The sequence below is a fragment of the Streptomyces shaanxiensis genome, assembly GCF_039537145.1.
Classification (GTDB): domain Bacteria; phylum Actinomycetota; class Actinomycetes; order Streptomycetales; family Streptomycetaceae; genus Streptomyces; species Streptomyces shaanxiensis.
Window position 1 is genome coordinate 191,975 of the sequence record NZ_BAAAZY010000010.1, and the last position, 23,574, is coordinate 215,548.

The window sequence follows — 23,574 nt, forward strand, 5'->3', positions numbered from 1 at the left end:
GCGGATCAGATGTTGCGGAAGCGGTTGATGGCGTCGATGTGCTTGGCGCGCATCTCCTCGTCGCGCACGCCGAGGCCCTCCTCGGGGGCCAGGCACAGCACGCCGACCTTGCCCTGGTGGAGGTTGCGGTGCACGTCGAACGCGGCCTGGCCGGTCTCCTCCAGGGAGTAGACCTTCGACAGCGTCGGGTGGATCTTGCCCTTCGCGATGAGCCGGTTGGCCTCCCAGGCCTCGCGGTAGTTGGCGAAGTGCGAGCCGATGATCCGCTTCAGCGACATCCACAGGTAGCGGTTGTCGTACTCGTGGTTGTAGCCCGAGGTGGAGGCGCAGGTGACGATGGTGCCGCCCTTGCGCGTGACGTAGACCGAGGCGCCGAAGGTCTCGCGGCCGGGGTGCTCGAAGACGATGTCGACGTCCTCGCCGCCGGTGAGCTCACGGATGCGCTTGCCGAAGCGCTTCCACTCGCGCGGGTCCTGCTCGTGCTCGTTCTTCCAGAACTTGTAGCCCTCGGCGTTGCGGTCGATGACCGCCTCGGCGCCCATCGCCCGGCAGATGTCGGCCTTCTGGGGGCTGGAGACGACACAGATCGGGTTGGCGCCACCGGCCAGCGCGAACTGCGTGGCGTAGGAGCCGAGTCCGCCGGACGCGCCCCAGATGAGGACGTTGTCGCCCTGCTTCATGCCGGCGCCGTTGCGGGAGACCAGCTGGCGGTAGGCGGTGGAGTTGACCAGTCCGGGGGAGGCGGCCTCCTCCCAGGAGAGGTGGTCCGGCTTCGGCATCAGCTGGTTGGACTTCACCAGCGCGATCTCCGCCAGGCCGCCGAAGTTGGTCTCGAAGCCCCAGATGCGCTGCTCGGGGTCGAGCATCGTGTCGTTGTGGCCGTCCGAGGACTCCAGCTCGACCGACAGGCAGTGCGCGACGACCTCGTCGCCCGGCTTCCAGGAGTTCACGCCCGGGCCGGTGCGCAGGACGACGCCCGCGAGGTCGGAGCCGATGATGTGGTACGGCAGGTCGTGGCGCTTGGCCAGCTCGCTGGTGCGGCCGTAGCGCTCCAGGAATCCGAAGGTGGACAGCGGCTCGAAGATCGAGGTCCACACGGAGTTGTAGTTGACGCTCGATGCCATGACGGCCACCAGGGCCTCGCCCGGGCCGAGCTCCGGCAGCGGGACGTCGTCCAGGTGGATCGACTTGCGCGGGTCCTTGTCGCGGGTCTCCAGACCCGCGAACATCTCCGTCTCGTCCTTGTGCACGGTGATCGCGCGGTACGACTCGGGGAGCGGCAGAGCGGCGAAGTCGTCCGGCGTCGAGTCCGGCGACTGGATCGCGTCCAGGATGTCCTTCACGGTCACGGTGTTGCCTCCGGCGATGCGCACCCTGAGGGAGGGGTGCTGAGGGTTACGTCGGTGCTGCTGAGGGTTTTGTGGATGTGCCGTCGGTTCGGCGTTGTGGAGCTGTTCGGCAGCGCTTTGTGGCGCGGGAGGTTGCCTGTGACGCAGGCGCCGGGCGCGCAGGCCCCGGGAGGGGCTTGCGGGGACAGCCGGCGTACGAAAGGTCTCTGCACGCCGGCCGCCCGGACTCCTTCAACGTATGACACCGCGTGTCACCTGACAAGGCACTGAGTGCCAGAACTTGCCCTCAGATGAAATCTTTACGTAACAAATGAGCGATGATCGATCAAAGCTACCGGCGAGTAGGTGCTAATCGGGCGCTATCGGTCACCAGTTGTCGCCTGCCGGTCGCCTGGAGGGCATCGGCCAGACATGCCAGGTACAGGGCCATCGCGGTAGGCGGCTCCCGCACCCTGCGCCCGCTCAGCTCCTCGATCTTCGTCAGCCGGTGGAGCGGGGTGTTGCGGTGGACGCGCGGATCGGCCACGGCGAACACGCGGCCCGGCAACGCCCCGGACCGGCTCGAGCCTCGGCACCGTGCCGCTCGCCGAGGCGCGCTCTCCGGTCTCGGGCCGGCTGCCCGGGCCGGGTTCCTGGTGGTGGGTCAATGGGCCGTGGATCCCGGGCAGTTCGTCGCCTCATTGGCCGAGCGGCTGCGGCGGTGCGGGACGGCGTGGAGCGCGTCGAGGTCCGTACGACTGGGGACGTGGTGGTGATCGCCGCGGGCGTCTGGACCCGGGACGTGTGCGCTTCGTCCGGGGGGATCGAGGTCGCCGCCGGGAAGGGCTACAGCTTCGCCGTGTCGGCCGAGTCGCTGCCGCGACGGCTCGTGCGCCTGGGGCGGCGAAGGCGGCAAGGGGGTGCGGGTCGCCGGGACGACGGAGTGCGATCGGGAGCCGTACCCGCTTCCGGCAGGGCCGGGTGGAGGCGCTGGTGGCGGCCGCGCGGCCGTATCTGTCGGGTGCCGACTGGGAGCGGCGGGAGCAGGAGTGGATGGGTCCGCGCCAGATGACCCCGGACGGGCTGCCCCTGATCGGACTGGTGCCCGGGCAGCGCCCGTGTCCTACGGGCCACCGGCCACAACATGCTGGCCCCGGCGACAGGACGGCTGGTGGCCGGGCTGGTGAGGGGGGAGGCGGGCCTGGGGCCGGCGGCGAGGTTCGCGCCGGGCCGGACGGTTCGGCGTAGGGCTAGGTCCGCACGACCAGCCACAACGGGGCCGCAGCCGCCGGCCGGCCGCTCCCACTCCCCCCGGAGGCGACGCCCGCTCAGACCCCCAGCCCCAGCAGAGCCACCTGCAGCGGCAGCGCGGGCTCTTCGGGCAGCGCCGGAGGCTCCTCGCCGCGGCCCGTGTGCGTGGGCGGGACGGCGCGCAGCCCGCGTATACCGTCGGCGGCCCACTTGGCGTCCGTCGCGGGGAGGGACAGCGTCATGCGCCGCCCGTCGGCCAGCGTGGCTTCGAGCTTGGTCGGGTCGTTCGCCTGCATGGCAACTCGCTTCCGTCGCACACCGTGAAGATCCACCTTCGACATGGAGGACGGATGGGCCGACGCGATGGTTCCCGCCGGCAGACCCGCGATGACGTCCTAGGCCCGCTCCTTCAGGGCCTGTTCGATCGTCCGCATGACCTCGTCGAGCGGCGCGTCGGTCCTGGCCACCGTCACCAGCACCTCCCCCTGCGTGGCCACGGAGGCCGGCGTCGTACGCGGTGCGGTGTCCCGCCCGGCCCCGATGCCCGTCCCGAACGTCCTCCGTACGATCGCGAAGGCATGGTCGAGCTGCGTCTCCACGTCGCCCTGGCCGCCCGCGCGCAGCCAGCGCCGCAGGACGTGGTTGTGCGCGGTGACCACCGCGGACGCGGCGACCTCGGCCAGCAGCGGGTCGTCGTTGGCGTCGTCGTCGTGCGCGTGCTCGTCGAAGTGGCCGAGGAGATAGCGGGTGAAGAGGCGCTCGTAGCGAGCCACCGACGCGATCTCCGCCTCACGCAGGGTGGGCACCTCGCGCGTGAGCTTGTAGCGGGCGACCGAGATCTCCGGCCGGGCCGCGTACATCTTCATGACTTCCTTGATGCCACGGCACACGGTGTCGAGCGGGTGCTCGTGCGCGGGGGCCGCGTTGAGCACCGCCTCCGCCCGGATCAGCGTGTCGTCGTGGTCCGGGAAGATCGCCTCTTCCTTGGAGCGGAAGTGGCGGAAGAACGTGCGGCGGGCGACCCCGGCCGCGGCCGCGATCTCGTCGACGGTGGTCGCCTCGTACCCCTTGGTCGCGAACAGCTCCATCGCCGCGGCCGCCAGTTCGCGGCGCATCTTGAGCCGCTGGGCCGCCGCGCGACTGCCTGCGGCACTTTCCGGCGTGTCGGGCGTAGCTGGTGTACGTGAGGACTTGGCGGGCTGGGACATGACCCGAACGTACTGCATGTCCGCAGCTTGATGCGCATGCACGGGGGTTCCCCCGCCCTGGGCGGGCGGGGGCCCTCCGGCCGGGTCGAGCAGTCCGCCCCAGTCCCGGTCGCCTCTGAACCAGTCGCCGACGCCGTCAGCGCCGGGCATATTCGCGGAAGCCGCGGCCCGTCTTGCGGCCGAGGCAGCCCGCGGCCACCAGGTGCTCCAGGAGCGGCGCCGGAGCCAGGCCCGGGTCGCGGAACTCGCGGTGCAGGACCTTCTCGATCGCGAGGGAGACATCGAGCCCGACGACGTCCAGCAGTTCGAACGGTCCCATCGGGTAGCCGCCGCCCAGCTTCATCGCCGCGTCGATGTCGTCGAGCGACGCGTAGTGCTCCTGCACCATCTTGATCGCGTTGTTCAGGTACGGGAACAGCAGCGCGTTGACGATGAATCCGGCACGGTCACCGCAGTCCACGGCGTGCTTCCTGATCCTGCCGCAGACCTCGCGGACCGTCGCGTGCACGTCGTCGCCGGTCAGCACCGTACGGACGACCTCGACCAGCTTCATCGCCGGCGCCGGGTTGAAGAAGTGCATGCCGATCACGTCCTGCGGACGCGAGGTGGCACGGGCACAGGCGACGACCGGAAGCGAGGAGGTGGTGGTGGCCAGCACCGCACCCGGCTTGCAGACCTTGTCCAGCGTCGCGAACAGCTGCCGCTTGATCTCCAGGTCCTCGGCGACCGCCTCGACGGCCAGGTCGACGTCGGCGAACGCGTCGTACGAACCCGCCGCCGTGATCAGGTCCAGGGTCTGCGCGGCGGCCTCGGCGGTCATCCGGCCCTTGTCGACAGAGCGGGAAAGAGACTTGCCGATACGGGCCTTCGCGGCCTGCGCCTTCTCCTCGCTGCGGGCGGCGAGCACGACCTCGTACCCGGCCTTGGCGAAGACCTCCGCGATGCCGGACGCCATGGTGCCCGAGCCCGCGACACCGACCGAGCGGACCTCGCGGCCCGGCGTGAGGGTCGCGCCCTCCAGCGGCGTCAGCGCGTCCCGCACGACGGTGGCGCTGCCGGGAGCCTCGTACGTGTAGAAGCCACGGCCCGACTTACGGCCCGTCAGGCCCGCCTCGCTGAGCTGCTTGAGGATCGGGGCGGGGGCGTGCAGCCGGTCGCGGGACTCCGCGTACATGGCCTCCAGGACGGTGCGCGCGGTGTCGATGCCGATCAGGTCCAGCAGGGCCAGCGGGCCCATCGGGAGACCGCAGCCCAGCCGCATCGCGGCGTCGATGTCCTCGCGGGAGGCGTACTTCGCCTCGTACATCGCGGCCGCCTGGTTGAGGTAGCCGAACAGCAGCCCGTCGGCGACGAACCCGGGCCGGTCGCCGACCGCGACGGGCTCCTTGCCCAGCGCGAGGGCGAGGTCCGTGACCGCGGCGACGGCCTGGGGCGCGGTCAGCACCGAGGAGACGACCTCGACCAGCCGCATCGCCGGCGCCGGGTTGAAGAAGTGCAGGCCCAGCACGCGCTCGGGGCGGGCCGAGTCGGCGGCCAGCCGCGTGACCGACAGGGCGTTGGTGCCGGTCGCCAGGATCGTCTCGGGGCGCACGATCCCGTCCAGCTCGCGGAAGATCTGGTGCTTGATCTCGTACGACTCCGGCGCCACCTCGATGACCAGGTCCGCGTCGGCCGCGGCCCGCAGGTCGGTGGAGGTGCGGACGCGGGCGAGGGCCTCCGCGCGCTCCTCCTCGGTCAGCCGGCCGCGCTCCACGGCGCGGGCGGTCGAGGCCTCCAGGACGGCGACGGACCGGGCGGCCGCGGCCTCGCTGATGTCGATGCCGATGACCTCGCGGCCGGCCTTGGCCAGGACCTCGGTGATACCGGTGCCCATGGTGCCGAGGCCGACGACGGCAACGGTCTGGAGCGGGGACAGAGGGGTGTCGGACAGGGGAGCGGCCATCGCGGGACTCCAGGAATGAGGGTGACGACTGGAAATGCGCCCGGGTGCGCCGAAGGGGGCCCGACCGGAGTCGAAGCCGAACCATGAGCGCACCGGGTGCGGAAGAAATGCGGGTGTTGCCGGGCTGCAAGCGCACACGCCCGGTGCCGTCGCTGCGGACGTGCACACGTCCGAGGAGCGGTGATGACCGACCGGCCCTGTCCCGTGGCCGAGTCGTACTGCGGTACTCGATGTACCGAACCGACTGCTTCTCGCGGCAACTGCGTCACCAGGCCGCCGCAAGGAGTTCGCGAGTGGGTAACTCGCTCGTATGAGCTTAACCAGTGGGTAACGAGCGCGCTAGTCCTCGAGTTTGTGATGTAGGTCCCGATCGCCGACGGACCGCTCTAGGCTCGCCTTCATGGACGAAGAGTTGCGATCGCTCACGGAGCGCTTACGGCAGGAGTCCGGGGCGCCGGCGGCGTACGACCGCCTCGTCGCGATCGAGGACCCGGACGAACTGGCCGGCCTGCTCACCGCGCCCGGACAGCCGCTGTGGGCCAGGGAGCTGGCCGCGTTCCGGCTGGGCCTCGCCGGGGACCGCCGCGCCTTCGAGTCCCTCGTCCTGCTCCTGAACCACCGTGACCCGCAGCGCTGTGCCTCCGCCGCCCATGCCCTCGCCCGCCTCGGGGACCCGCGCACGGCCCGCGCGGCCGCCGCCCTCGCCACCAACGAACTCCGCGTCGCCTATGCCCTGCACCCGGTGCAGCTCCTCGTCGAGCTGCGCGCCCCCGAGGCCGTGCCCGCCCTGATCACCACCCTGGAGCGCAGGCTGCGCCCGCACGACCCCTACCGCCGGGTGGCCCTCGCCTGCGTCGAAGGCCTCGGCACACTGGGTGACACCCGGGCCAGACGTGTCCTGAACGAGGCGCTGGCCCATCCGACCCTCGCGGAGGCGGCCGTACAGGCGCTGGCGCGGATCCCGAGCCAGCGGTGAGCCGTCAGGCGACGGGCAGCTCGCGCGCGTACCGCACCTCGGGCACCCCGACCCCGACCACCTCGAAAGGTTCCTCGGTGCCGTCCGGAAGGAAGCCCGCGCGCTCGTAGAAGCCGCGGGCGCGGGCGTTGTCCTTGAGGACCCACAGGAGCATGCGGGCGTGCCCGGCGGACGTGCAGCGGCGCAGCGACTCCTGCAGCAGGGCGTGGCCCACGCCGGCGCCGTACCGACCGGGGTCCACGTAGATGGCGTACAACTCGGCGTCCTCGGTGCGCACTTCGCCGTCGCGGTAAGGGCCGTGGCAGGCCCAGCCGACGACGTCACCGGCCGTCTCGGCGACCAGGTTCACCACACTGCCGTCGGCCTGAGAGAAATGGGCGCGGCGGCGGTCGGCCTCCTGTGCCACGTCCATGGCGTCCAGGTACGACTGCGGGATCAGGCCCTGGTAGGCGCTCTGCCAGCCGCCGACGCGGATCTCGGCGACGCGGTCGCAGTCGGCCAGGGTCATGGGGCGGATGCTGATGCGGTCGTCGTCCATGGCGGCACCCTAGACATCGGTCGCCGCCGTCGGCCTGCCATTAACTCGGCGACCCCGGCTCACTCGGCACCACGGCGAACGCCTCGACCTCCATCAGGAACTCCGGTCGCACCAGCCCGGCGACCTGCACCGCCGACGCGGCCGGCAGCCGGTCGTCGGGTATGTGCTCGGCGCGGGCCGCGCGGACTGCGGGCATGTGCGCCATGTCCGTGACGAAGTAGGTGAGTTTGACGACGTCGTCGAAGGTCGCCCCGGCCGCGGCCAGGCAGCGTCTCAGGTTCTCGAAGACCTGGCGTGCCTGGGCCGCCGGATCAGCCTCGCCGACGAGCCTGCCGTCCTCGTCCAGGGCGAGCTGGCCGGAGACGGCGACGAAACGGCCCGTGCCGAGCACGACATGCGTGTACTGGGCGGCGGGGGCGACGCCGTCGGGGGCGGAAATCCGGGTCAGCTCACTCATGCGTCCATGGTGGACCATGGGTCTGACAACGCCCCCGACGGACCGTCAGGCACTCAGTGGCGGAAGCCGACCAGCTCGTGCAGCTCCTCGCCCCGCGACGACGCCGACGTGACCTTGGAGCTCAGCGGCTTCGGATCGGGCCGCGCCTCGCACACCGCGTCGACCTCGCCCGTGCCGCGCGGCACCGTGCCATCGGTCAGGTAGGCCGCGAGGTGCTTGTCCAGGCAGGTGTTCCCGACCAGCGTGATGGCGTGGTTGCCGCCGCCCTGCTCGACCACCAGGCTGGACCGGGCAAGCTTCCGGTGCAGCGTGACGCCGCCCTGGTAGGGGGTGGCCGCGTCGTCGGTCGCCTGGAACAGCAGCATCGGCGGCAGCCTGCGGTTGTCGACGTCCACCTTCGGGAGCGAGGTCGTCGGCCAGAACGCGCACGGCGCGTTGTACCAGGCGTTGCTCCAGGTCATGAACGGCGATTTCGCGTACGCGGCCCAGTTGTCCGCCCGCCACCGCAACCAGTCGCGCGACCAGGCGGCGTCGCGGCACTGCACCGCGGCGTAGATGCTGTAGCTGTTGTCGTCGGACGCGTCCGCGGCGCCGAACCTCTCGTAGACCTCGACCAGCGGGTCGGCGTTCTTGTCGTTCACATACGCAGCGAACGCCTCGGCGAGGTGGGGCCAGTAGCCGTTGTAGTAGCCGCCGGGGATGAAGGTGTCCTCCAGCTCGGAGGCGCCCACCTTGCCCTCGGCCGGCTTCCTGGCCAGGGCCGCCCGCATCGCGTACCACTTGGCCTCGATCTTCGAGGGGTCGGTCCCGAGCTTGTAGGTGGCGTCGTACTTGGCGACCCACGCCAGGAACGCGCGGTGGCGGTCGTTGAAGGCGTGGTCCTGCGCGATGTTGGCCTCGTACCAGACGCCGGTCGGGTCGACGACCGAGTCCAGGGCCGCGCGCCGCACCCGCAGGGGGAAGAGCTTGGCGTAGACCGCGCCGAGGTAGGTGCCGTACGAGTAGCCGAAGTAGTTGATCCGCTTCGCGCCGAGTGCCGCGCGGATCCTGTCCATGTCGCGCGCGGCGCTGACCGTGTCGAGGTACGGCAGCACGTCCGCGTACTTCTGGCCGCAGGCCCGGGCGAATGCCTCGGCGCGCTGGAGGTTGGCCCGCTCGATCCGCGGTGTGCGCGGCACGGAGTCCGGGCGTACCGCGTCGAAGTGGCCGGGTCTGCAGTCGAGGGCGGGTGTGCTCCTGCCGACGCCGCGCGGGTCGAAGCCGATGACGTCGTACTGTGCCGCCACCGCCTTGGGCAGCCCCGAGGCGACGAACCCGGCGAGGGCGAGACCGCTGCCGCCGGGGCCGCCGGGGTTGACCAGCAGCGGGCCCTGGTACTTCTTCGCGGTGTGCGGGACGCGGGACAGCGCGAGCGTGATCTGCCGGCCCTGCGGGCGTGCGTGGTCGAGCGGCACCTCGAGGGATGCGCACTGCAGTGTCGGATAGTTCTTGGTGCCGCAGTTCTTCCAGCTGAGGGGTGCGGCGTGAGCGGTTCCCGTGGTGTGCGGGGTGCGCGCCTCGGCGGGGACGGCCGTCACGGTCCCGGCCACGAGGGCGGCGGCCCCGCACAGCACGGCTGCGCGTTTTCGCATGAAGTCCTCCCAGGACGGAGGGTCGCGGACCGCGAGTGTCACGGTCCCGGCCGCATCGTCCCGGCGTGGACGCCCGGAAGAACTCGATCGGGCAAGACTTGACCCGATTGCGTCGAGGGATGCGCTCCAATGCGCTCAAATAAGCGTAAGTTGGGTCGGTTCGGTCATCGCGGGCTCGGTCGGCGCGGGCTCGCTGATCCGCCGGGTCATTCCCGCGCGCGTGGGGCCGATGCCGTACTCCTGTGCCAGGTCGTGCACCTGACGGGTGATCCGGCGCTGGTACCACTTCGGCGCGTAGGCGCCGTCCGCGTACAGCCGCTCGTAGCGGCGCACCAGATGCGGGTGGTGGCTGCCGAGCCAGGCCATGAACCACTCGCGGGCCCCGGGCCGCAGATGCAGCACCAGCGGCGTGACGGAGGTGGCCCCGGAGGCGGCGATCGCCCGCACGGTGGCCCGCAGTTGGGCCGGATGGTCGCTCAGGAAGGGGATCACCGGCGCCATCAGCACCCCGCACCCGAGGCCGTGCTCGGTGAGCGTGCGTACGACGTCCAGGCGCCGCTCGGGGGCGGGTGTGCCCGGCTCCACGGTGCGCCACAGCTCGGGGTCGACGAAGCCGACCGAGACCGAGATGCCGACGTCCGTCACCTCGGAGGACTGCTTCAGCAGGTCGAGGTCGCGCAGGATCAGCGTGCCCTTGGTCAGGATCGAGTAGGGGTTGGCGTGATCGCGCAGGGCGGCGAGGATGCCCGGCATCAGGCGGTAGCGGCCCTCGGCGCGCTGGTAGCAGTCGACGTTCGTGCCCATCGCTATGTGATCGCCCAGCCAGCGGCGTGAGGAGAGCTGGCGGCGCAGCAGCTCCGGGGCGTTCACCTTGACGACGATCTGAGAGTCGAAGCCCAGGCCCGTGTCGAGGTCCAGATAGCTGTGGGTCTTGCGGGCGAAGCAGTACACGCACGCGTGCGAGCAGCCCCGATAGGGGTTGACCGTCCACTCGAAGGGCATGCGCGAGGCGCCCGGCACCCGGTTGATGATCGAGCGGGCCCGGATCTCGTGGAACGTGATCCCGGCGAACTCGGGCGTGTCGAAGGTGCGGGTGACGACGGCGTCCGCGCCGAACAGCGCGGTGTCGGCCCGGCTGTGATCGGACTCCAGGGTGAGGTTCTCCCAGCGCATGGTGCCTCCTCGGTAGCACTGCCCCCAGAATAGAACACATGTTCCCTTGATCGTGCGACCTAAATCCCCGTTCCGTTTTCGATCACTGTGCGACCGCTTCGGGAAGCTGATCGGGACCCCGATTTGGGTGGTCCGGGAGCGGGGTGGTTGGCTTGCTCCAACCCCCGAGAAATCAGGTCCTGGAGGAAGTCAATGGCGCAGGTCGAGGCCACTACGGAGCGGGTCGTCGCGGCGGACGCGGAGAAGGTGTTCGACGCCCTCGCCGACTACAGCGGTACCCGGCAGAATCTGCTGCCCGAGCACTTCAGCGAGTACGAGGTGCGCGAGGGTGGCGACGGCGAGGGCACCCTCGTCCACTGGAGGCTCCAGGCCACCAGCAAGCGCGTCCGGGACTGCCTCCTGGAGGTCAGCGAGCCCACCGACGGCGAGCTCGTCGAGAAGGACCGCAACTCCTCCATGGTCACCACCTGGCGGGTCACCCCGGCCGGCGAGGGCAAGTCCCGGGTTGTCGTCACCACCACCTGGCAGGGCGCCGGCGGCATCGGCGGCTTCTTCGAGAAGACCTTCGCGCCCAAGGGGCTCGGCCGGATCTACGACTCGGTGCTCGACAAGCTGGCCGCCGAGGTCGAGAAGTAAGTCCCCGGTGACCGGGGGCCCTTGGCCTCCTCACCGGATCGAGTGGAACTGTGTCGTGTCCGGGACGGCGCCGTAACTCGCCGTGCTTGCTCGTAGTTGTCGCCTAATGCGGGAAATGTGAGCAGGTACGGCGAGGGGAACGGTACGTGGGCGGCACGACTCTGGTGCAGGACGAAACCGTCACCGCACCTCCTCCGCAGGCTCCGCCCCAGGGCGCCGAGAACCGACTGAGCCCGCGCCGGGTGCGGTTGGTCTTCTTCGCGCTGATGCTCGCGCTGCTGCTGGCCGCGCTGGAGCAGATGATCGTCGCCACCGCGCTGCCGAAGATCGTCGGCGAGCTGCACGGCCTGGACAGGATGTCCTGGGCGATCACCGCCTACCTGCTCACCGCCACCATCGGCCTGCCGATCTACGGCAAGCTCGGCGATCTCCTCGGCCGCAAGGGCGTCTTCCAGTTCGCGATCGTCGTCTTCGTCATCGGCTCCGCGCTCGCCGGACGGGCCGAGACCATGGACCAGCTGATCGCCTACCGTGCCGTCCAGGGCGTGGGCGCGGGCGGCCTCATGATCGGCGTCCAGGCGATCATCGCCGACATCGTGCCGGCCCGGGAGCGCGGGCGCTTCATGGGCCTGATCGGCGCCGCGTTCGGTCTCGCCTCGGTCGCCGGGCCCCTGCTGGGCGGCTACTTCACGGACCACCTGTCCTGGCGGTGGTGCTTCTACATCAACGTCCCCTTCGGCCTCGTCACGCTGGCCGTCGTCGCCGTCGTACTGAAACTGCCGAAGCCGCGGGGCAGGCGCCGGCTCGACATCCTCGGCTCCCTGCTGCTCGCCGCCGCCTCGACCTGTCTGGTCCTGCTGACCAGTTGGGGCGGCACCGAGTACGCCTGGGACTCCCGGATCGTCCTCGGCCTCGGCGCGGGAGCGGTCGTCGCCACCGTCCTCTTCCTCGTCGTCGAGCACTTCGCCGTCGAACCCCTCATCCCGCTGCGGCTGTTCAGGGACTCCGTCTTCAACGTCACCGGACTGGTCGGCCTCGTGATCGGCGTCGCCCTGTTCGGCGCGGCCAGCTATCTGCCGACCTTCCTGCAGATGGTCGACGGGGCCACGGCCACCGAGTCGGGCCTGCTCATGCTGCCGATGATGGGCGGCATCGTCGGCGCGTCGATCATCTCCGGCCAGCTCATCAGCCGCACCGGCCGCTACAAGCTCCACCCCGTGCTCGGCAGCGCCCTCTCGGTCGCCGGCATGTGGCTCCTGTCCCGCCTCGACGCCGACACGCCCCGGCTGCACTACAGCATCTGGATGGCCGTTCTCGGCGCCGGAATCGGCATGGTGATGCCGGTCCTGATCCTCGCCGTGCAGAACTCCGTGCGCCCCGCCGACCTCGGCACCGCCACCAGCGCCAACAACTACTTCCGGCAGATCGGCGGCAGCGTCGGCGCCGCGATCTTCGGCACCCTCTTCGCCGACCGACTCGCCGACGCCCTGGCCGTACACCTGCCCACGCGCGCGGGGGCCGAGCTGCCCGACCCCGAGTCCATCACCCCGCAGCTCGTCCACGCCCTGCCGCCGGACCTGCGCGACGGCTACATCCGGGCCTACGCCGAGGCCATGCCGCGCATCTTCCTCTACCTGGTGCCGGTGCTCGTCCTCGGCCTGCTGATCGCCCTTTTCCTCAAGGAGAAGCCCTTGTTGTCCCATGACGTCCCGGCCCTGGAGACGGACCCGGCGCCGGTGAACGCCCCGATCCCGCCGTCCCGTTCGCCGCACGCCACCGCGGTTCCCGTCCGAGGCTCGGTGCAGCACCCCGACGGCACCTTCGTGCCGCGCGCGGCGCTCACGCTCATCGACGTCGCCGGGCAGCAGATCGGGCGGGGCACGAGCGGCGACGACGGGCGGTACACGCTGGCGACGCCGGGACCCGGGGCATACGTGCTGATCGCCGCGGCGGGCGGCCACCAACCGCAGGCCGTGTCCGTGACCGTCGGCGAGCGCCCGGTGGACCTGGACATCGTCCTCGGCGGCGCCGGACGCCTCGCCGGGCGGGTGCTCACCCCGGACGGCACCCCCGTGGACGCCACCGTCACCCTCACCAACGTCCACGGCGAGGTCGTCGCCACCACCCGCAGTGCCCGCGAAGGCGGCTACGTCATCACCGAGTTGGTCGCCGGCGAGTACACCCTCGCCGCGAGCTCGCCCGCCTTCCGCCCGGCCGCCGTCCCCGCCACCGTGAAGGCGGCCCGCGATACCCGCCAGGACATCGAACTCGCCGGCGGCGCCCTCCTGCGCGGCACCGTGCGGGCGGGCGGCGGGCGGCCCGTCGAGGACGCGCGCGTGACCCTGCTCGACGCGGTCGGCAACGTCATGGACACGCTCACCACCGGCCCTGACGGCACCTTCCGGTTCGTCGACCTCGCCACCGGCGAGTACACCGTCATCGCCACCGGTTACCCGCCGGTCGCCACCGTGCTCCAGGTCGCCGGAGGAGGCCGAACGGAACGCGACCTTCAGCTCGGGTACGAGGACTGAACAGGGGACCGGTACGCGCGGCTGTCCTGCGAGGACACGGCGCGTACGGCATCCGCACGGGCCCGTGCGCTCCCGGCTCACCAATTCCCGTATTGCCGCACATCGCCTTCACCCGGAGCCGTACGGTGGAGTAGGCGGCAGATCTTGCGGAGCCGTGGGGAGAGAGGGCCTGGGCCATGGACCGTGGCACCGAGAGGGACGGCGCGGTGACCGAGCACGCCGCGGCCGGCCGCATCCCGCTGGCCGTGGTCGTGGTGGACCGCGAGGGCCTCGTCTCCCACTGGAGCTCCGGCGCACGCCGTCTGTTCGGCGCCGCCAAGGACGAGGCGATCGGACGCCCGGCCGTCGACCTGCTGCCCGTCTCCGGAGCACTGCCCGAGGACGAGGACATCTCGCCGTACGGGGCCTACGCGGCGTACGACGGACTCGGCCACGACCTCGAATCGTCCCTCGACGGGCGGCTGTTCTACCCGGCGGCGGGCCGCGCCCGCCTCACCGTGCCCGAGCGAGACCGGGTCGACGTGCTGTGGTGGGCGTACCCGCTGGTGGGCCCCGGACCGGAGCGGCTCCTCGTGCTCGGCGCCGACGTGGGCCGGCTCCAGCAGGACGATGACGACGACGGCGAGGACCCCGGCTTCGACCGCGTCGCACCCGGCTTCGCCCTGCACACCGACTTCCCCGGCGCCGAGGAACTCGCCCGCGGCCTCCCCGAGATCCTGCCCAGCATGAGCGTGCAGGAGGGTGCCCGCATCGTCGGCCAGATCCTCGAACTGGGCTATCCCGTCCTGGAGTTCAGCCAGAACGACCGGGTGCCCGTCACCCCCGACTGGGGCGTGCCCCGGCGCGTGGAGCGCAAGGCCCGCCGCGAGCGCGCCGCCCGGGCCGCCGCCGAGGGCCTGCCGTTACCTCAGGAGTACGCCGACGACGGCGAGGACCTCGAGTACGCCGCCGTACGCGAACGCCTGGAGTTCCTCAACGAGGTCAGCGGCCGCATCGGCACCTCCCTCGACCTGTCGCGGACCATCATCGAGGTCAGCAAGGCCGTCGTCCCACGCTTCACCGACGTCGCCGGCACCTATCTGCGCGAACAGGTCGTCGCCGGTGAGGGGTTCCCCGACGGAGTGCCGGACACGACCACCATGTGGCACCGGGTCGCCGTCGAGCACACCGACGAACCCGGCCGCTGGGACGACGTCGTGCCGGTCGGCGAGGCCATGCCCTTCCCGGCGCACACGCCGTTCTTCCAGTGCATGACCAGCGGTGAGCCCGTCCTCGTGCCGCGCATCAGCGAGGAGATGGGCCACGCCATCGCCTCGCAGTTCGAGAAGCGCGACATCCGGCCGCTCATCACGGGCCGCTCCATGCTGGTCGTACCGCTCAAGGCCCGCAATGTGGTGCTCGGCTTCATGATCCTGCTGCGCCACCCGGAGCGGCCCGTCTTCAACGACATGGACCGTGTCACCGGCGCCGAACTCGCCGCCCGCGCGGGCCTCGTGCTCGACAACGCCCGCATGTACACCTACCAGGAGTCCGTCGCCGAGACCCTCCAGGACAGCATGCTGCCGCACATCCCGCCGCGCATGGCGGGCTGCGACATCGCCACCCGCTATCTGCCGGGTACGTTGCTGGGGCGGGTCGGCGGCGACTGGTTCGACTCGGTGAAACTGCCCGGTGCCCGCACCGCCCTCGTCGTCGGCGACGTGATGGGGCACGGCCTCAACTCGGCCGCCATGATGGGCCAGTTGCGTACGGCCGTGCAGACCATGGCCGCCCTCGACCTGCCGCCCGCCCAGCTGCTGCGCAACCTCGACGACCTCGCCCAGCGCCTCGGCGACACCTACCTCGCGACCTGCCTCTACGCCGTCTACGATCCGATCGCGAGCGAACTCCACATCGCCAACGCCGGTCATATCCCGCCCGTCCTGGTCCGCGCCGACGACGGACGCAGCGAGCTGCTCGACCTGCCCACGGGCGCGCCGATCGGCGTCGGCGGAGTGCCCTTCGAGGCGGTACGCGTGCGCGTGGAGCCCGGCGACCGGATCGTGATGTGCACCGACGGCCTGGTCGAGGTGCGCGGCGAGGACATCGGTGTCGGCCTCGCGACGCTGTGCGAGTCCGCCGCCCACCCGGCCGCGTCCATGGACGACGCCTGCGACACCATCATCCGCGCCCTCAACACACGTGGCGGCCGCAAGGACGACGTCGCCCTGCTGATGTCCCGTCTCAACGGCATCGCACCTGAGGACGTGGCCGAATGGCGGCTCTCCCTCGACCCGGTGGAGGTGCCCCGGGCCCGTGCTGTCGTCCGCGAACAGCTCCGCGACTGGGGCCTGGGGAAGCTGGCCGACAGCGTGGAGCTGATGGTCAGCGAACTCGTCACCAACGCCGTGCGGCACTCCCACAGCCGTCCCGTCGAACTGCGCCTCATCCGCGGTGACACGCTGTTGTGCGAGGTGGACGACGACGATCACGACCTGCCGACCCTGCTGAACGCCGGCCCCGGCGACGAGTCCGGGCGTGGGCTGCGGGTGGTGAGCACGCTCGCGCGCGAGTGGGGCACCAGTCGTACGAGCGCCGGGAAGACCGTCCGGTTCGAACTCACGCTCCCGCGACGCTGATCCCTGGTGCCCCCGAGGGGGTACGACGGCGCACGGGTCTCGAATGCGGAGTGAAGGAATGCGCCGCGCGCTTGTAGCCGTCACCGGCCCGCGATAAACCGTACTCGCCCGTCACTTCGCGGCGGGTCGGCGTCGTACCCTGGGGAGTCGGTCATGAGCGTGACGAGTCGGTACCGGGAGGCCTGGGAGGGCTTCTGGCGTGAAGCCTCCGACGAACAGGGGGCGGTGTTCTGGGACGCGGCACCGGACCTGACCGCGGGCCGCCATCTCACCCTCTTCGAGGCGCACCTGACCGAGCCGGGCCTGCCGATGGTGGACCTGGGCTGCGGCAACGGCACCCAGACCCGCTTCCTCGCCGACCACTTCACGCGCGTCGTCGGCGCCGACCTGTCCGCCGCGGCCCTCGACCACGCCCGGCGCGCCGACCCGGCCGGGCAGGCGGCGTACCGGCTGTTCGACGCCGTGGAGAAGACCGAGGCCGAGACGCTGCACGCCGAACTAGGCGACGCCAACGTCTATATGCGGGGCGTGCTGCACCAGGCCGAGCCCGACGACCGGCAGCAGATGGTGAACGGGATCGCCACGCTGGTCGGTGAGCGCGGCCGGGCCTTCCTCGTCGAACTCTCCGAGTCCGCCAAGCCCGTCCTCGTCGGCCTCGCCCAGAGCCCGGCGGGCCCGCCGCCCAAGCTCGCGCCCATCTTCCGGCACGGCATCGCCCCCGGCGAGGTGGCCGACGCGGCGGTGCCCGAGTATCTGCGCGCGGCCGGGCTCACCGTCCTCGCGAGCGGCGAACTGCCGCTGATCACCACGGAGTACGGGCCGGACGGTGCGCGGATCGAGCTGCCGTCGAAATGGGTGGTGGCGGGCCGGACGGCCTGATCGCGGCTGCCCTCCGGCGCGTCCGTGCGCGCCGGAGAGTGAACTCGCTCTGTGCCGCGATCAGTTGACGGTACGGCCCCTGCGGTACGCCACCCAGCCGGTGGCGAGCAGCGCCGCCGCGATCGCGGCGACGGAGAACACGGTGACGCCGGTGGAGGCGAGGCTGCCGCCCGCGGTGGACGTGCCGGTGTCGCCGGATCCGCCCGTGGTGGACCCTGTCCCGGTGCCGCCGGTGCTGCCGCCCGTGGTGCCCGTACCGGCGGAGTCGCCGTTCCCGCCCGTGCCGCCGGTGCCGTCGTCCGTGTCCACCGGGTCCTGGCCGACGAAGCTGACCGGGACCTTGACGTCCTGGGAGCGGTCGCCGGAGAGGGTGTGGTCGTTGCGGGTGGCCAGGACGCACTTGGCCTTGAAGCAGTCGGTGTACTCGTCCTTGGCGTCGACGGTCAGCTCGACCTCGAAGGTGCCGCCGTCGCCGTACGGGATCGCCAGGTCCTCGCCGTAGTCGGGCGGGTTGGAGGAGATCCACGCCGAGGAGTGCGAGCCGCCGGTCATGTCGACGCCGCCGATGCACGGCGTGGGCAGTTCACCGGCGCCGTTGTCGACGCAGAGAGCGACGTAGACGCCCTTCTTCGTGTCGTAGCCGGAGCCGGTGATCTTCAGGGCCTGGTCCGCGGTGGCGAGGTTGTTGACCGGGGTGACGGTGAGTTTCTGGCCGTTCGGGCCGGTGACGGTCTTGGAGCCGGACGGCTCGGTGTCCTCGCCGTCGCCGCCCTCGTTGCCGCCGTCACCGGAGGCCGCCTTCACGGTCAGCGTGATCGGTGAAGTCCGGGTCGTGCCCGCGGAGTTGGTGAACTCGGCGCGGTACTCGTAACCGTCCTGGCCCGCCTTCGCGGTGAAGGTGTACGCGTTCTTCGTCGCGCCCTCGACGGCTGACCAGGTCTGGCCGCCGTCCGGGCTGACCTGCCAGCGCACGGTCGGCTCCGGGGTGCCCTCGGCGGCCGCGACGAAGGTGACCTCGTCGCCCGGGGCCGCGGTCCGGTCGGTGGGGGACTGGGTGACCTTGGGGGAGACCCGGACGTCGAGCTTGAGGACCTTGCTCTCCGCCTGCTTGGTGACGTACACGGAGCCGGCGCCCGGTGCGACGGCGATGCCCGCGTAGCCGTTGACCGCGCGACTGCCGGGCAGCGCGACGGGCTCGGCCGTCTGCTCGAAGGTCGCGCTGTCGAGGATCTGCAGGGAGCCGTTGTTGTCCGCGCCCTCGTCGGCGGTGCCGTAGTCCTCGCGGAGGACGAAGGCCCGCCCGGAGGTCTTGTCGAAGGCCGCAGCCTGAGGCCGGTCCTTACCCGTCAGGGTGGCCACCGGCTTGGCGTCCTTGTCGAAGACGAGCACCGTGTCCCCGCTGCTCAGCCAGACGTTGCCGGTGGCCGGGTCCGCCTCCACGAAGAAGACCGAGCCGTCGGCGGGGAGTTCGGCCGTGGCGGTGACCTGGAAGGAGCCGGTGTCGATCCGGCGCAGCACCTTCTTGCCCTCGGCGGTGCCGACGGACCAGGCGGCGCCGCGTGCGGAGTCCACGGCGAGCAGGCTGCCGCCCTCGACGGTGGTGGTGCGCCGGACGGTGCCGGTGGCCGTCTCGATCTCGGAGAGGGCGGCGCCCTGGGCGACCAGGGTGGTGGAGGCCTGGGTGCCAGGCCCGGTGCCGGTGACCGTGGCGCCCGTGAGCCACACGCCGCCGGCGGCGCTGTCGCCGTCCTTGGCGGTGCCGATGCCGCGCAGCGGGAAGTGGAAGACGACCCCGTCGCCGGACAGGGGCGCGACGATCTGCCGGACCACCCGGTTGGCCATGGTGCCGCCGGCCCCGGGGGCCTGGGCGATGTGGCTGAGGAGCCTGCCGTCCTTCGGGTCGAGGGCGTACAGGCCCTGCTCGGCGATGTCCGCGGTGTCGACGATGTTGTCCGAACCGACGTACAGCTTCCCGGAGCCGGGGTGCAGCAAGAGATCCAGGGGGCGGCCGGCGGTGCTGAACTCGGCCGACCGCACATAGCTGACGGTGCCCGGCGGGACGTCCACGCCGTCGCCGCCCCCGTCACCGGGGTCCTGGCCCTCGAAGGTGATCGGGATCCGGACGTCCTGGGAGCGGTCGCCGGTGCCGTTGTGGTCGACGCGGGTGACGACCGAGCAGGCGACCTGGAAGCAGTCGAGCCCGGTGTCCTTCGCCTTGACCTTCAGCTCGACGTCGAAGGTACCTCCGTCGCCCCACGGGATCGCGACCGTCCCCGCGCCCTCGTCCGGCGCGTCCTTGGGGATGATCCACACCGAGGAGCCGCTGCTGCCGCTCTGGTCGGCACCGCCGAGGCACGGGGTGGGGATGCGGTTGTCGCCGTTGTCCTTGCAGACGGCGACGTAGATGCCCTTGGTGTCGTCGTAGCCCTCGCCGGTGACGCGGAGGGTCTCGCCGTCCGGGTCGAGGTTCGCGGAGGCGGAGACCGTGAGCTTCTGGCCGTCCTTGCCGAGGGCCGTCTTCGGTGTGTCGGAGGCCTGCGCGGTGGAGCCGAGCGTGACGGCCGCGGCCACGAGCGCGGCGGCGCCGAGGAGTGCCGCGGGGCGTCCGAGCCGGCGTCGGGCCTCGGACGGCGGTCTGGGTTCGTCGGTCATGGGGGGTCCTCACTGGTCGGGTGCGCCCGGCACCCCGGGGATACCGAGGGCCGGGCCCGACGGTGTGGGCCCGGCCTGACGGGCGCTTACTGGAAGGCGATCGGGACGTGGACGTCGTACTTGCGGTCCTCGCTGTCGAAGTGGTCCGCCCGCGTCACCACGGCGCACTCGACGGTCTGGCCGCAGACGCTGCCGTCGTCGAGGGTGGCCTTGACGTAGATCTGCACGCTGAAGGTGCCGCCCGTGCCGAACTTGGAGCTGTTGGCGAACAGGCCGCCGAAGGTGTTGTTGACCCAGTGCGAGGCACCGGTGGAGCCGTCCTCGTCCTGGCCGCCCAGACACGGGGTGGGCTTGTTGGCGCCCTGCGCCCCGTCGACCACGCACAGGCCGACGTAGATGCCCTGGCCGGTGTTGTAGCCGGAGCCGGAGACGGTGACGACCTGGCCCGCTGCGGTGGCCGTGGCGGGGGAGGTCAGCGACAGGTTGTAGGTCGTGCCGCCGTCGGTGACCGTGCGGGTCGAGGTGGCTGCGGAGGCCGAGGTGGCCAGGCCCAGGGTCAGGGCGGCGGAGGCGGTCACGGCGAGAGCGGCGCGGGCGGCGGTACGGGCGGAGGGAACGGGTCTCATGGTGAGCTGTTCACCTTTCTCGGTGTGGCGTCTCGATGTGGGCGAGACGCCAGCGGGGGGTTAGGTAAGGCAAACCTAAGTACGAACTTCGAGTGTTTGTCAACGGAGCGCAAAGGCCCAACATCCGTACGTCGCAAGGGATTTGGGCATGCCGAGGAGCGGGCCGTGCCGCCCGCTCCTCGTTACGCATGTGCTACGCCCGCGCTCGCACGCCGAAGTCCGCGACAGCCCTGCGTTCCCCGGTCACCGTGGAGAGCTCGACGGTGTGCGCGCCCTCGGTGGCGGTGTCGTACACCGGGAACGTGCGGGAGATCCGCCCCGCCTCGTCGGCCACTGCCTGGTACCGGGTGTCGTCGTCGATCGCGACCAGGACGACCTCGCCGGGCTCGAATCCCGCGCCGGTGACCCGCTGTTCGGTGCCGGGGGCGAGGGTGGTGCGAGTGACGGCGGCGGAAGGGGGCGTCGACGCCTGTCGGGGCGTGGCCGCCGCGGGTTTCTCCTTCGGGGCGGTGGGGGTCGGGCGCGGTGTCTCTTCCGGTGCGGCTTCGGCCGTTTCGCCGCCGGTCCCCACCGTCAGGTCCAGCACCCCGAACGCGTCCCCTGCCGTGAAATCCGCTCCGCTCCACTCGGACAGCAGTGCCGCCCCGTCCTGTGTGAGCGATGCCCGCAGGCCGGTCCAGGTCACACCACTCGTCCGTACGACGGGTGCGGCGCCGGACCGTACGTCGGCCAGGGCGAGTTCGCGGGACCTGCCGTCGACGGCCGTACGTGCGTAGAGGGCGCCCGCGTCGCCGTCGAGGTGCAGCCGCAGCCCGCCGAGGGGCAGTGGCCGGGTGGCGGCGGAGGAGGCCAACAAGGCCGAGCCGCCCAACTCGACGTCCGCGTCGCCGGTTTCGGGGGCCGCGCCGCCGCCGGTCGCCGGGAACCAGGCGCGGTCCGCGGAACCTCGTACGGCGGGTTCGGCCAGGTCGAGCGCGACGCCCCGGTCGTCGAGCTCGGCGGACGCGATGTTCCAGCTCGCGTATCCGCCGGACACCTCGCGCGCGAACGCGTCCCCGTCCTGTGCGGTCGCGACGCCCGGACACAGCAGCGCGAGGAGCGCGCCGCCCGTCACGGAGGCGGCGCCGGGTCTCTTCGCCATCTTCAGGTCTCCTTCCGGAGTGTGAGGTCGGGTGCGGGTCAGGCCGCGTTCGCCGCTCGCCGCCTGCGGGCCCACAGCCAGGCTCCGGTTCCGGCCGCGACCAGTCCCGCCGCCGTCGCTCCGGCCGTCAGGGCGATGGAGCCGGTGGTGGCGAGCGGCCCGTCGGACGCCTTCTCGGTGCCGTCGCCCGAACTGCCCGTGCCGCCACCGCCGGTCGTGCTCGCGCCGGCCGTCGCGGCAGGCGTGGCCGTGGCGCCGTCGCCGCTCGACGTGCCCGCGCCGCTGCCGCCGAAGGTCACCGGGATCCTGACGGTCTGGCTCTGGTCGCCGCCCCGGGTGTGGTCGTTGCGGGTGATGACGGCGCATTTCACGCCGGACTTGGTGCAGTCGGTGTTCGCGTCCTTGGCGCGCACGGTGAGCCGCACGCTGAACGAGCCCTTGTGGCCGCTGCCCTTGTACGGTTTCGCCAACCCCTCGCCGTACGACGGCGGGTTGGAGGAGATCCACGCGGACGCCCCGGACTCGCCGGACATGTCCACTCCGCCCACGCAGGGCGTGGGGGTCTTTCCGGCACCGTTGTCCACGCAGAAGGCGACGTAGATGCCCTTCTCGGTGTTGTAGCCCGAGCCGGTCACGGTCACCGTCTCGCCGCCCGCGTCGAGTCCCGAGGACTTGGAGACGGTGAGTTTCTGGCCCTCGGGGCCCGTCGCCGAGCCGCCCGCCGCCGAGGCGGGGCCGGCGGCCGAAAGCAGCAGGGCTGCCGCGCCCGCGAACCCGAGTATCGGTCCAACTCCCTTACGGTGCAGGCCACTTGCCCACGCCATGGAACACCCCCACCAGAAGCAACTAAGGGAAGCCTAACCTAAAGTATTGCCCCAGCTGTATGCCAGGAGAGACGAAAGGAAACCCATGCGCGTATCCCGGAGACGCCTCGCCGTCCTTGGTCTGACGCTCGCGCTGCTCACGGGCGCCTGTGGTGGGGGCGGGAGCGCGTCGGACGGCTCGGCCCCGGCCGCCGCCTCCGCGAGCCAACGCGCCGCCGCGGCCGAGAAGCAGCTCGCGAAGAACACCCTCGTGCCGCTCCAAGGCGAGTCGCCCACCCCGGAGTTGCCGGTCACCGTCGACTCCTCCGACGGCCGCGAGGTGACCGTCGAGGACGCCTCCCGCATCCTGCCGCTCAACGGCGGTGTCGCCGAGATCGTGTTCACGCTGGGCCTCGGCGACCATGTCGTCGGCCGGGACATCACCGCCACCTTCGCCGAGGCGGAGAAGCTACCGCAGGTCACCAAGGCGCACGACGTGAGCGCGGAGAGCGTGCTCTCGCTGCGTCCGACGGTCGTCCTGGCCGACACCGACACCGGGCCCAAGGAGGCCATCGACCAGATCCGTGACGCCGGCGTCCCCGTCGTCGTCCTCGACCCGGCCGCCGAACTCGCCGATGTCACCACCCGCACCACGCGCATCGCCGAGGCGCTCGGCGTCCCCGAGGCGGGCAAGGCCCTCAACGAGCGCATGAACGACGAACTCGCCGCCGCCCGCGCCGCCGTGCCCAAGGGCAGCAAGCCCAAGGTCGCCTTCCTGTACATGCGCGGCAGCGCGGCCGTCTATCTGATCGGCGGCAAGGGCTCGGGCGCCGACTCGCTCATCGAGGCCGCGGGGGCGGTGGACGCGGGCAAGGAGGCCGGGCTGGACAAGCCGTTCACGCCGATCACCAGTGAGGCCCTGGTGCGGGCGCAGCCGGACGTGATCCTGATGATGACCAAGGGGCTGGAGTCGGTCGGCGGTGTCGACGGCCTGGTCGGCATTCCCGGGATCGGTCAGACGCCGGCGGGGATGAACCGCCGGGTCGTCGACATGGAGGACGGGGTGCTGCTGGGGTACGGGCCGCGGACGTCGTTGGTGATCGACATCCTGGTGGATCGCATCCATCAAACGTGAGAAAAGTTCACAGTTGCAGCATCTGGCGACCCCGACTCCCCCTGGGCTA

The 23,574-nt window shown here is 71.4% G+C and carries 19 protein-coding genes; 6 read left to right on the forward strand and 13 right to left on the reverse strand.

Going from position 1 to position 23,574, the window contains the following annotated elements; translation table 11 throughout:
• Positions 1 to 5: 5 nt before the first annotated feature.
• The 5 genes from ccrA to ABD932_RS14970 form a co-directional block, all read right to left on the reverse strand.
• A complete protein-coding gene (gene ccrA / locus ABD932_RS14950; RefSeq protein WP_126396296.1) occupies positions 6 to 1,349 on the reverse strand; it encodes a crotonyl-CoA carboxylase/reductase in 1,344 nt (447 codons plus the stop codon).
• Between the two features lie 331 nt (positions 1,350 to 1,680).
• Positions 1,681 to 1,884, reverse strand: a complete 204-nt coding sequence (locus ABD932_RS14955) for a helix-turn-helix domain-containing protein (RefSeq protein ID WP_345012724.1) — start codon at positions 1,882 to 1,884, stop codon at positions 1,681 to 1,683.
• 772 nt (positions 1,885 to 2,656) lie between these two features.
• A complete protein-coding gene (locus ABD932_RS14960) occupies positions 2,657 to 2,875 on the reverse strand; it encodes a hypothetical protein (protein WP_126396297.1) in 219 nt (72 codons plus the stop codon).
• 99 nt (positions 2,876 to 2,974) lie between these two features.
• Positions 2,975 to 3,787, reverse strand: coding sequence for a TetR family transcriptional regulator (locus ABD932_RS14965; RefSeq protein WP_345012726.1), 813 nt, complete (start codon positions 3,785 to 3,787; stop codon positions 2,975 to 2,977).
• 136 nt (positions 3,788 to 3,923) lie between these two features.
• Entirely contained in the window at positions 3,924 to 5,729 is a 1,806-nt protein-coding gene (locus ABD932_RS14970; protein ID WP_345012728.1) for a 3-hydroxyacyl-CoA dehydrogenase family protein, read from the reverse strand.
• Positions 5,730 to 6,129: 400 nt separating this feature from the next.
• On the opposite strand from ABD932_RS14970, the gene ABD932_RS14975 reads away from it, so the two are divergent.
• A complete protein-coding gene (locus ABD932_RS14975) occupies positions 6,130 to 6,705 on the forward strand; it encodes an adenylosuccinate lyase (RefSeq protein WP_345012730.1) in 576 nt (191 codons plus the stop codon).
• A 4-nt stretch (positions 6,706 to 6,709) separates the two neighbouring features.
• On the opposite strand, the gene ABD932_RS14980 is transcribed toward ABD932_RS14975, so the two are convergent.
• The 4 genes from ABD932_RS14980 to ABD932_RS14995 form a co-directional block, all read right to left on the reverse strand.
• Positions 6,710 to 7,243, reverse strand: a complete 534-nt coding sequence (locus tag ABD932_RS14980) for a GNAT family N-acetyltransferase (RefSeq protein ID WP_345012732.1) — start codon at positions 7,241 to 7,243, stop codon at positions 6,710 to 6,712.
• Positions 7,244 to 7,283: 40 nt separating this feature from the next.
• Complete coding sequence (locus ABD932_RS14985; RefSeq protein ID WP_345012734.1) at positions 7,284 to 7,700, reverse strand: RidA family protein; 417 nt, start codon at positions 7,698 to 7,700, stop codon at positions 7,284 to 7,286.
• A 53-nt stretch (positions 7,701 to 7,753) separates the two neighbouring features.
• On the reverse strand, positions 7,754 to 9,331 hold the full coding sequence (locus ABD932_RS14990; RefSeq protein ID WP_345012736.1) for an alpha/beta hydrolase: 1,578 nt from the start codon (positions 9,329 to 9,331) through the stop codon (positions 7,754 to 7,756).
• Positions 9,332 to 9,466: 135 nt separating this feature from the next.
• The gene (locus ABD932_RS14995) at positions 9,467 to 10,504 is read right to left on the reverse strand and encodes an Rv2578c family radical SAM protein (RefSeq protein WP_345012738.1); all 1,038 of its coding nucleotides are present in this window, start codon (positions 10,502 to 10,504) and stop codon (positions 9,467 to 9,469) included.
• Positions 10,505 to 10,696: 192 nt separating this feature from the next.
• Between ABD932_RS14995 and ABD932_RS15000 the strand changes: the two genes are divergently transcribed.
• From ABD932_RS15000 to ABD932_RS15015, 4 genes are all read left to right on the forward strand, one after another.
• Positions 10,697 to 11,140, forward strand: a complete 444-nt coding sequence (locus ABD932_RS15000; RefSeq protein WP_345012740.1) for an SRPBCC family protein — start codon at positions 10,697 to 10,699, stop codon at positions 11,138 to 11,140.
• 146 nt (positions 11,141 to 11,286) lie between these two features.
• A complete protein-coding gene (locus ABD932_RS15005) occupies positions 11,287 to 13,671 on the forward strand; it encodes an MFS transporter (protein WP_345012742.1) in 2,385 nt (794 codons plus the stop codon).
• 176 nt (positions 13,672 to 13,847) lie between these two features.
• Complete coding sequence (locus ABD932_RS15010) at positions 13,848 to 16,289, forward strand: ATP-binding SpoIIE family protein phosphatase (RefSeq protein WP_345012745.1); 2,442 nt, start codon at positions 13,848 to 13,850, stop codon at positions 16,287 to 16,289.
• Positions 16,290 to 16,442: 153 nt separating this feature from the next.
• Positions 16,443 to 17,168: a class I SAM-dependent methyltransferase gene (locus tag ABD932_RS15015; protein ID WP_345012747.1), complete on the forward strand. Its 726-nt coding sequence runs from the start codon at positions 16,443 to 16,445 to the stop codon at positions 17,166 to 17,168.
• Between the two features lie 60 nt (positions 17,169 to 17,228).
• On the opposite strand, the gene ABD932_RS15020 is transcribed toward ABD932_RS15015, so the two are convergent.
• The 4 genes from ABD932_RS15020 to ABD932_RS15035 all read right to left on the reverse strand — a co-directional run bounded on the left by ABD932_RS15020 (position 17,229) and on the right by ABD932_RS15035 (position 22,411).
• Positions 17,229 to 19,820, reverse strand: coding sequence for an immunoglobulin I-set domain protein (locus ABD932_RS15020; RefSeq protein WP_345012749.1), 2,592 nt, complete (start codon positions 19,818 to 19,820; stop codon positions 17,229 to 17,231).
• Between the two features lie 86 nt (positions 19,821 to 19,906).
• On the reverse strand, positions 19,907 to 20,446 hold the full coding sequence (locus ABD932_RS15025; RefSeq protein ID WP_345012751.1) for a neocarzinostatin apoprotein domain-containing protein: 540 nt from the start codon (positions 20,444 to 20,446) through the stop codon (positions 19,907 to 19,909).
• A 193-nt stretch (positions 20,447 to 20,639) separates the two neighbouring features.
• The gene (locus tag ABD932_RS15030) at positions 20,640 to 21,587 is read right to left on the reverse strand and encodes a hypothetical protein (protein WP_345012753.1); all 948 of its coding nucleotides are present in this window, start codon (positions 21,585 to 21,587) and stop codon (positions 20,640 to 20,642) included.
• A 38-nt stretch (positions 21,588 to 21,625) separates the two neighbouring features.
• Positions 21,626 to 22,411 (reverse strand): hypothetical protein, encoded by a 786-nt coding sequence (locus ABD932_RS15035; protein ID WP_345012755.1) that lies wholly within the window; start codon positions 22,409 to 22,411, stop codon positions 21,626 to 21,628.
• Positions 22,412 to 22,496: 85 nt separating this feature from the next.
• Here ABD932_RS15035 and ABD932_RS15040 point away from each other — a divergent pair, with 85 nt between their 5' ends.
• A complete protein-coding gene (locus ABD932_RS15040; protein ID WP_345012757.1) occupies positions 22,497 to 23,525 on the forward strand; it encodes a heme/hemin ABC transporter substrate-binding protein in 1,029 nt (342 codons plus the stop codon).
• The last annotated feature ends 49 nt before the right edge of the window (positions 23,526 to 23,574 follow it).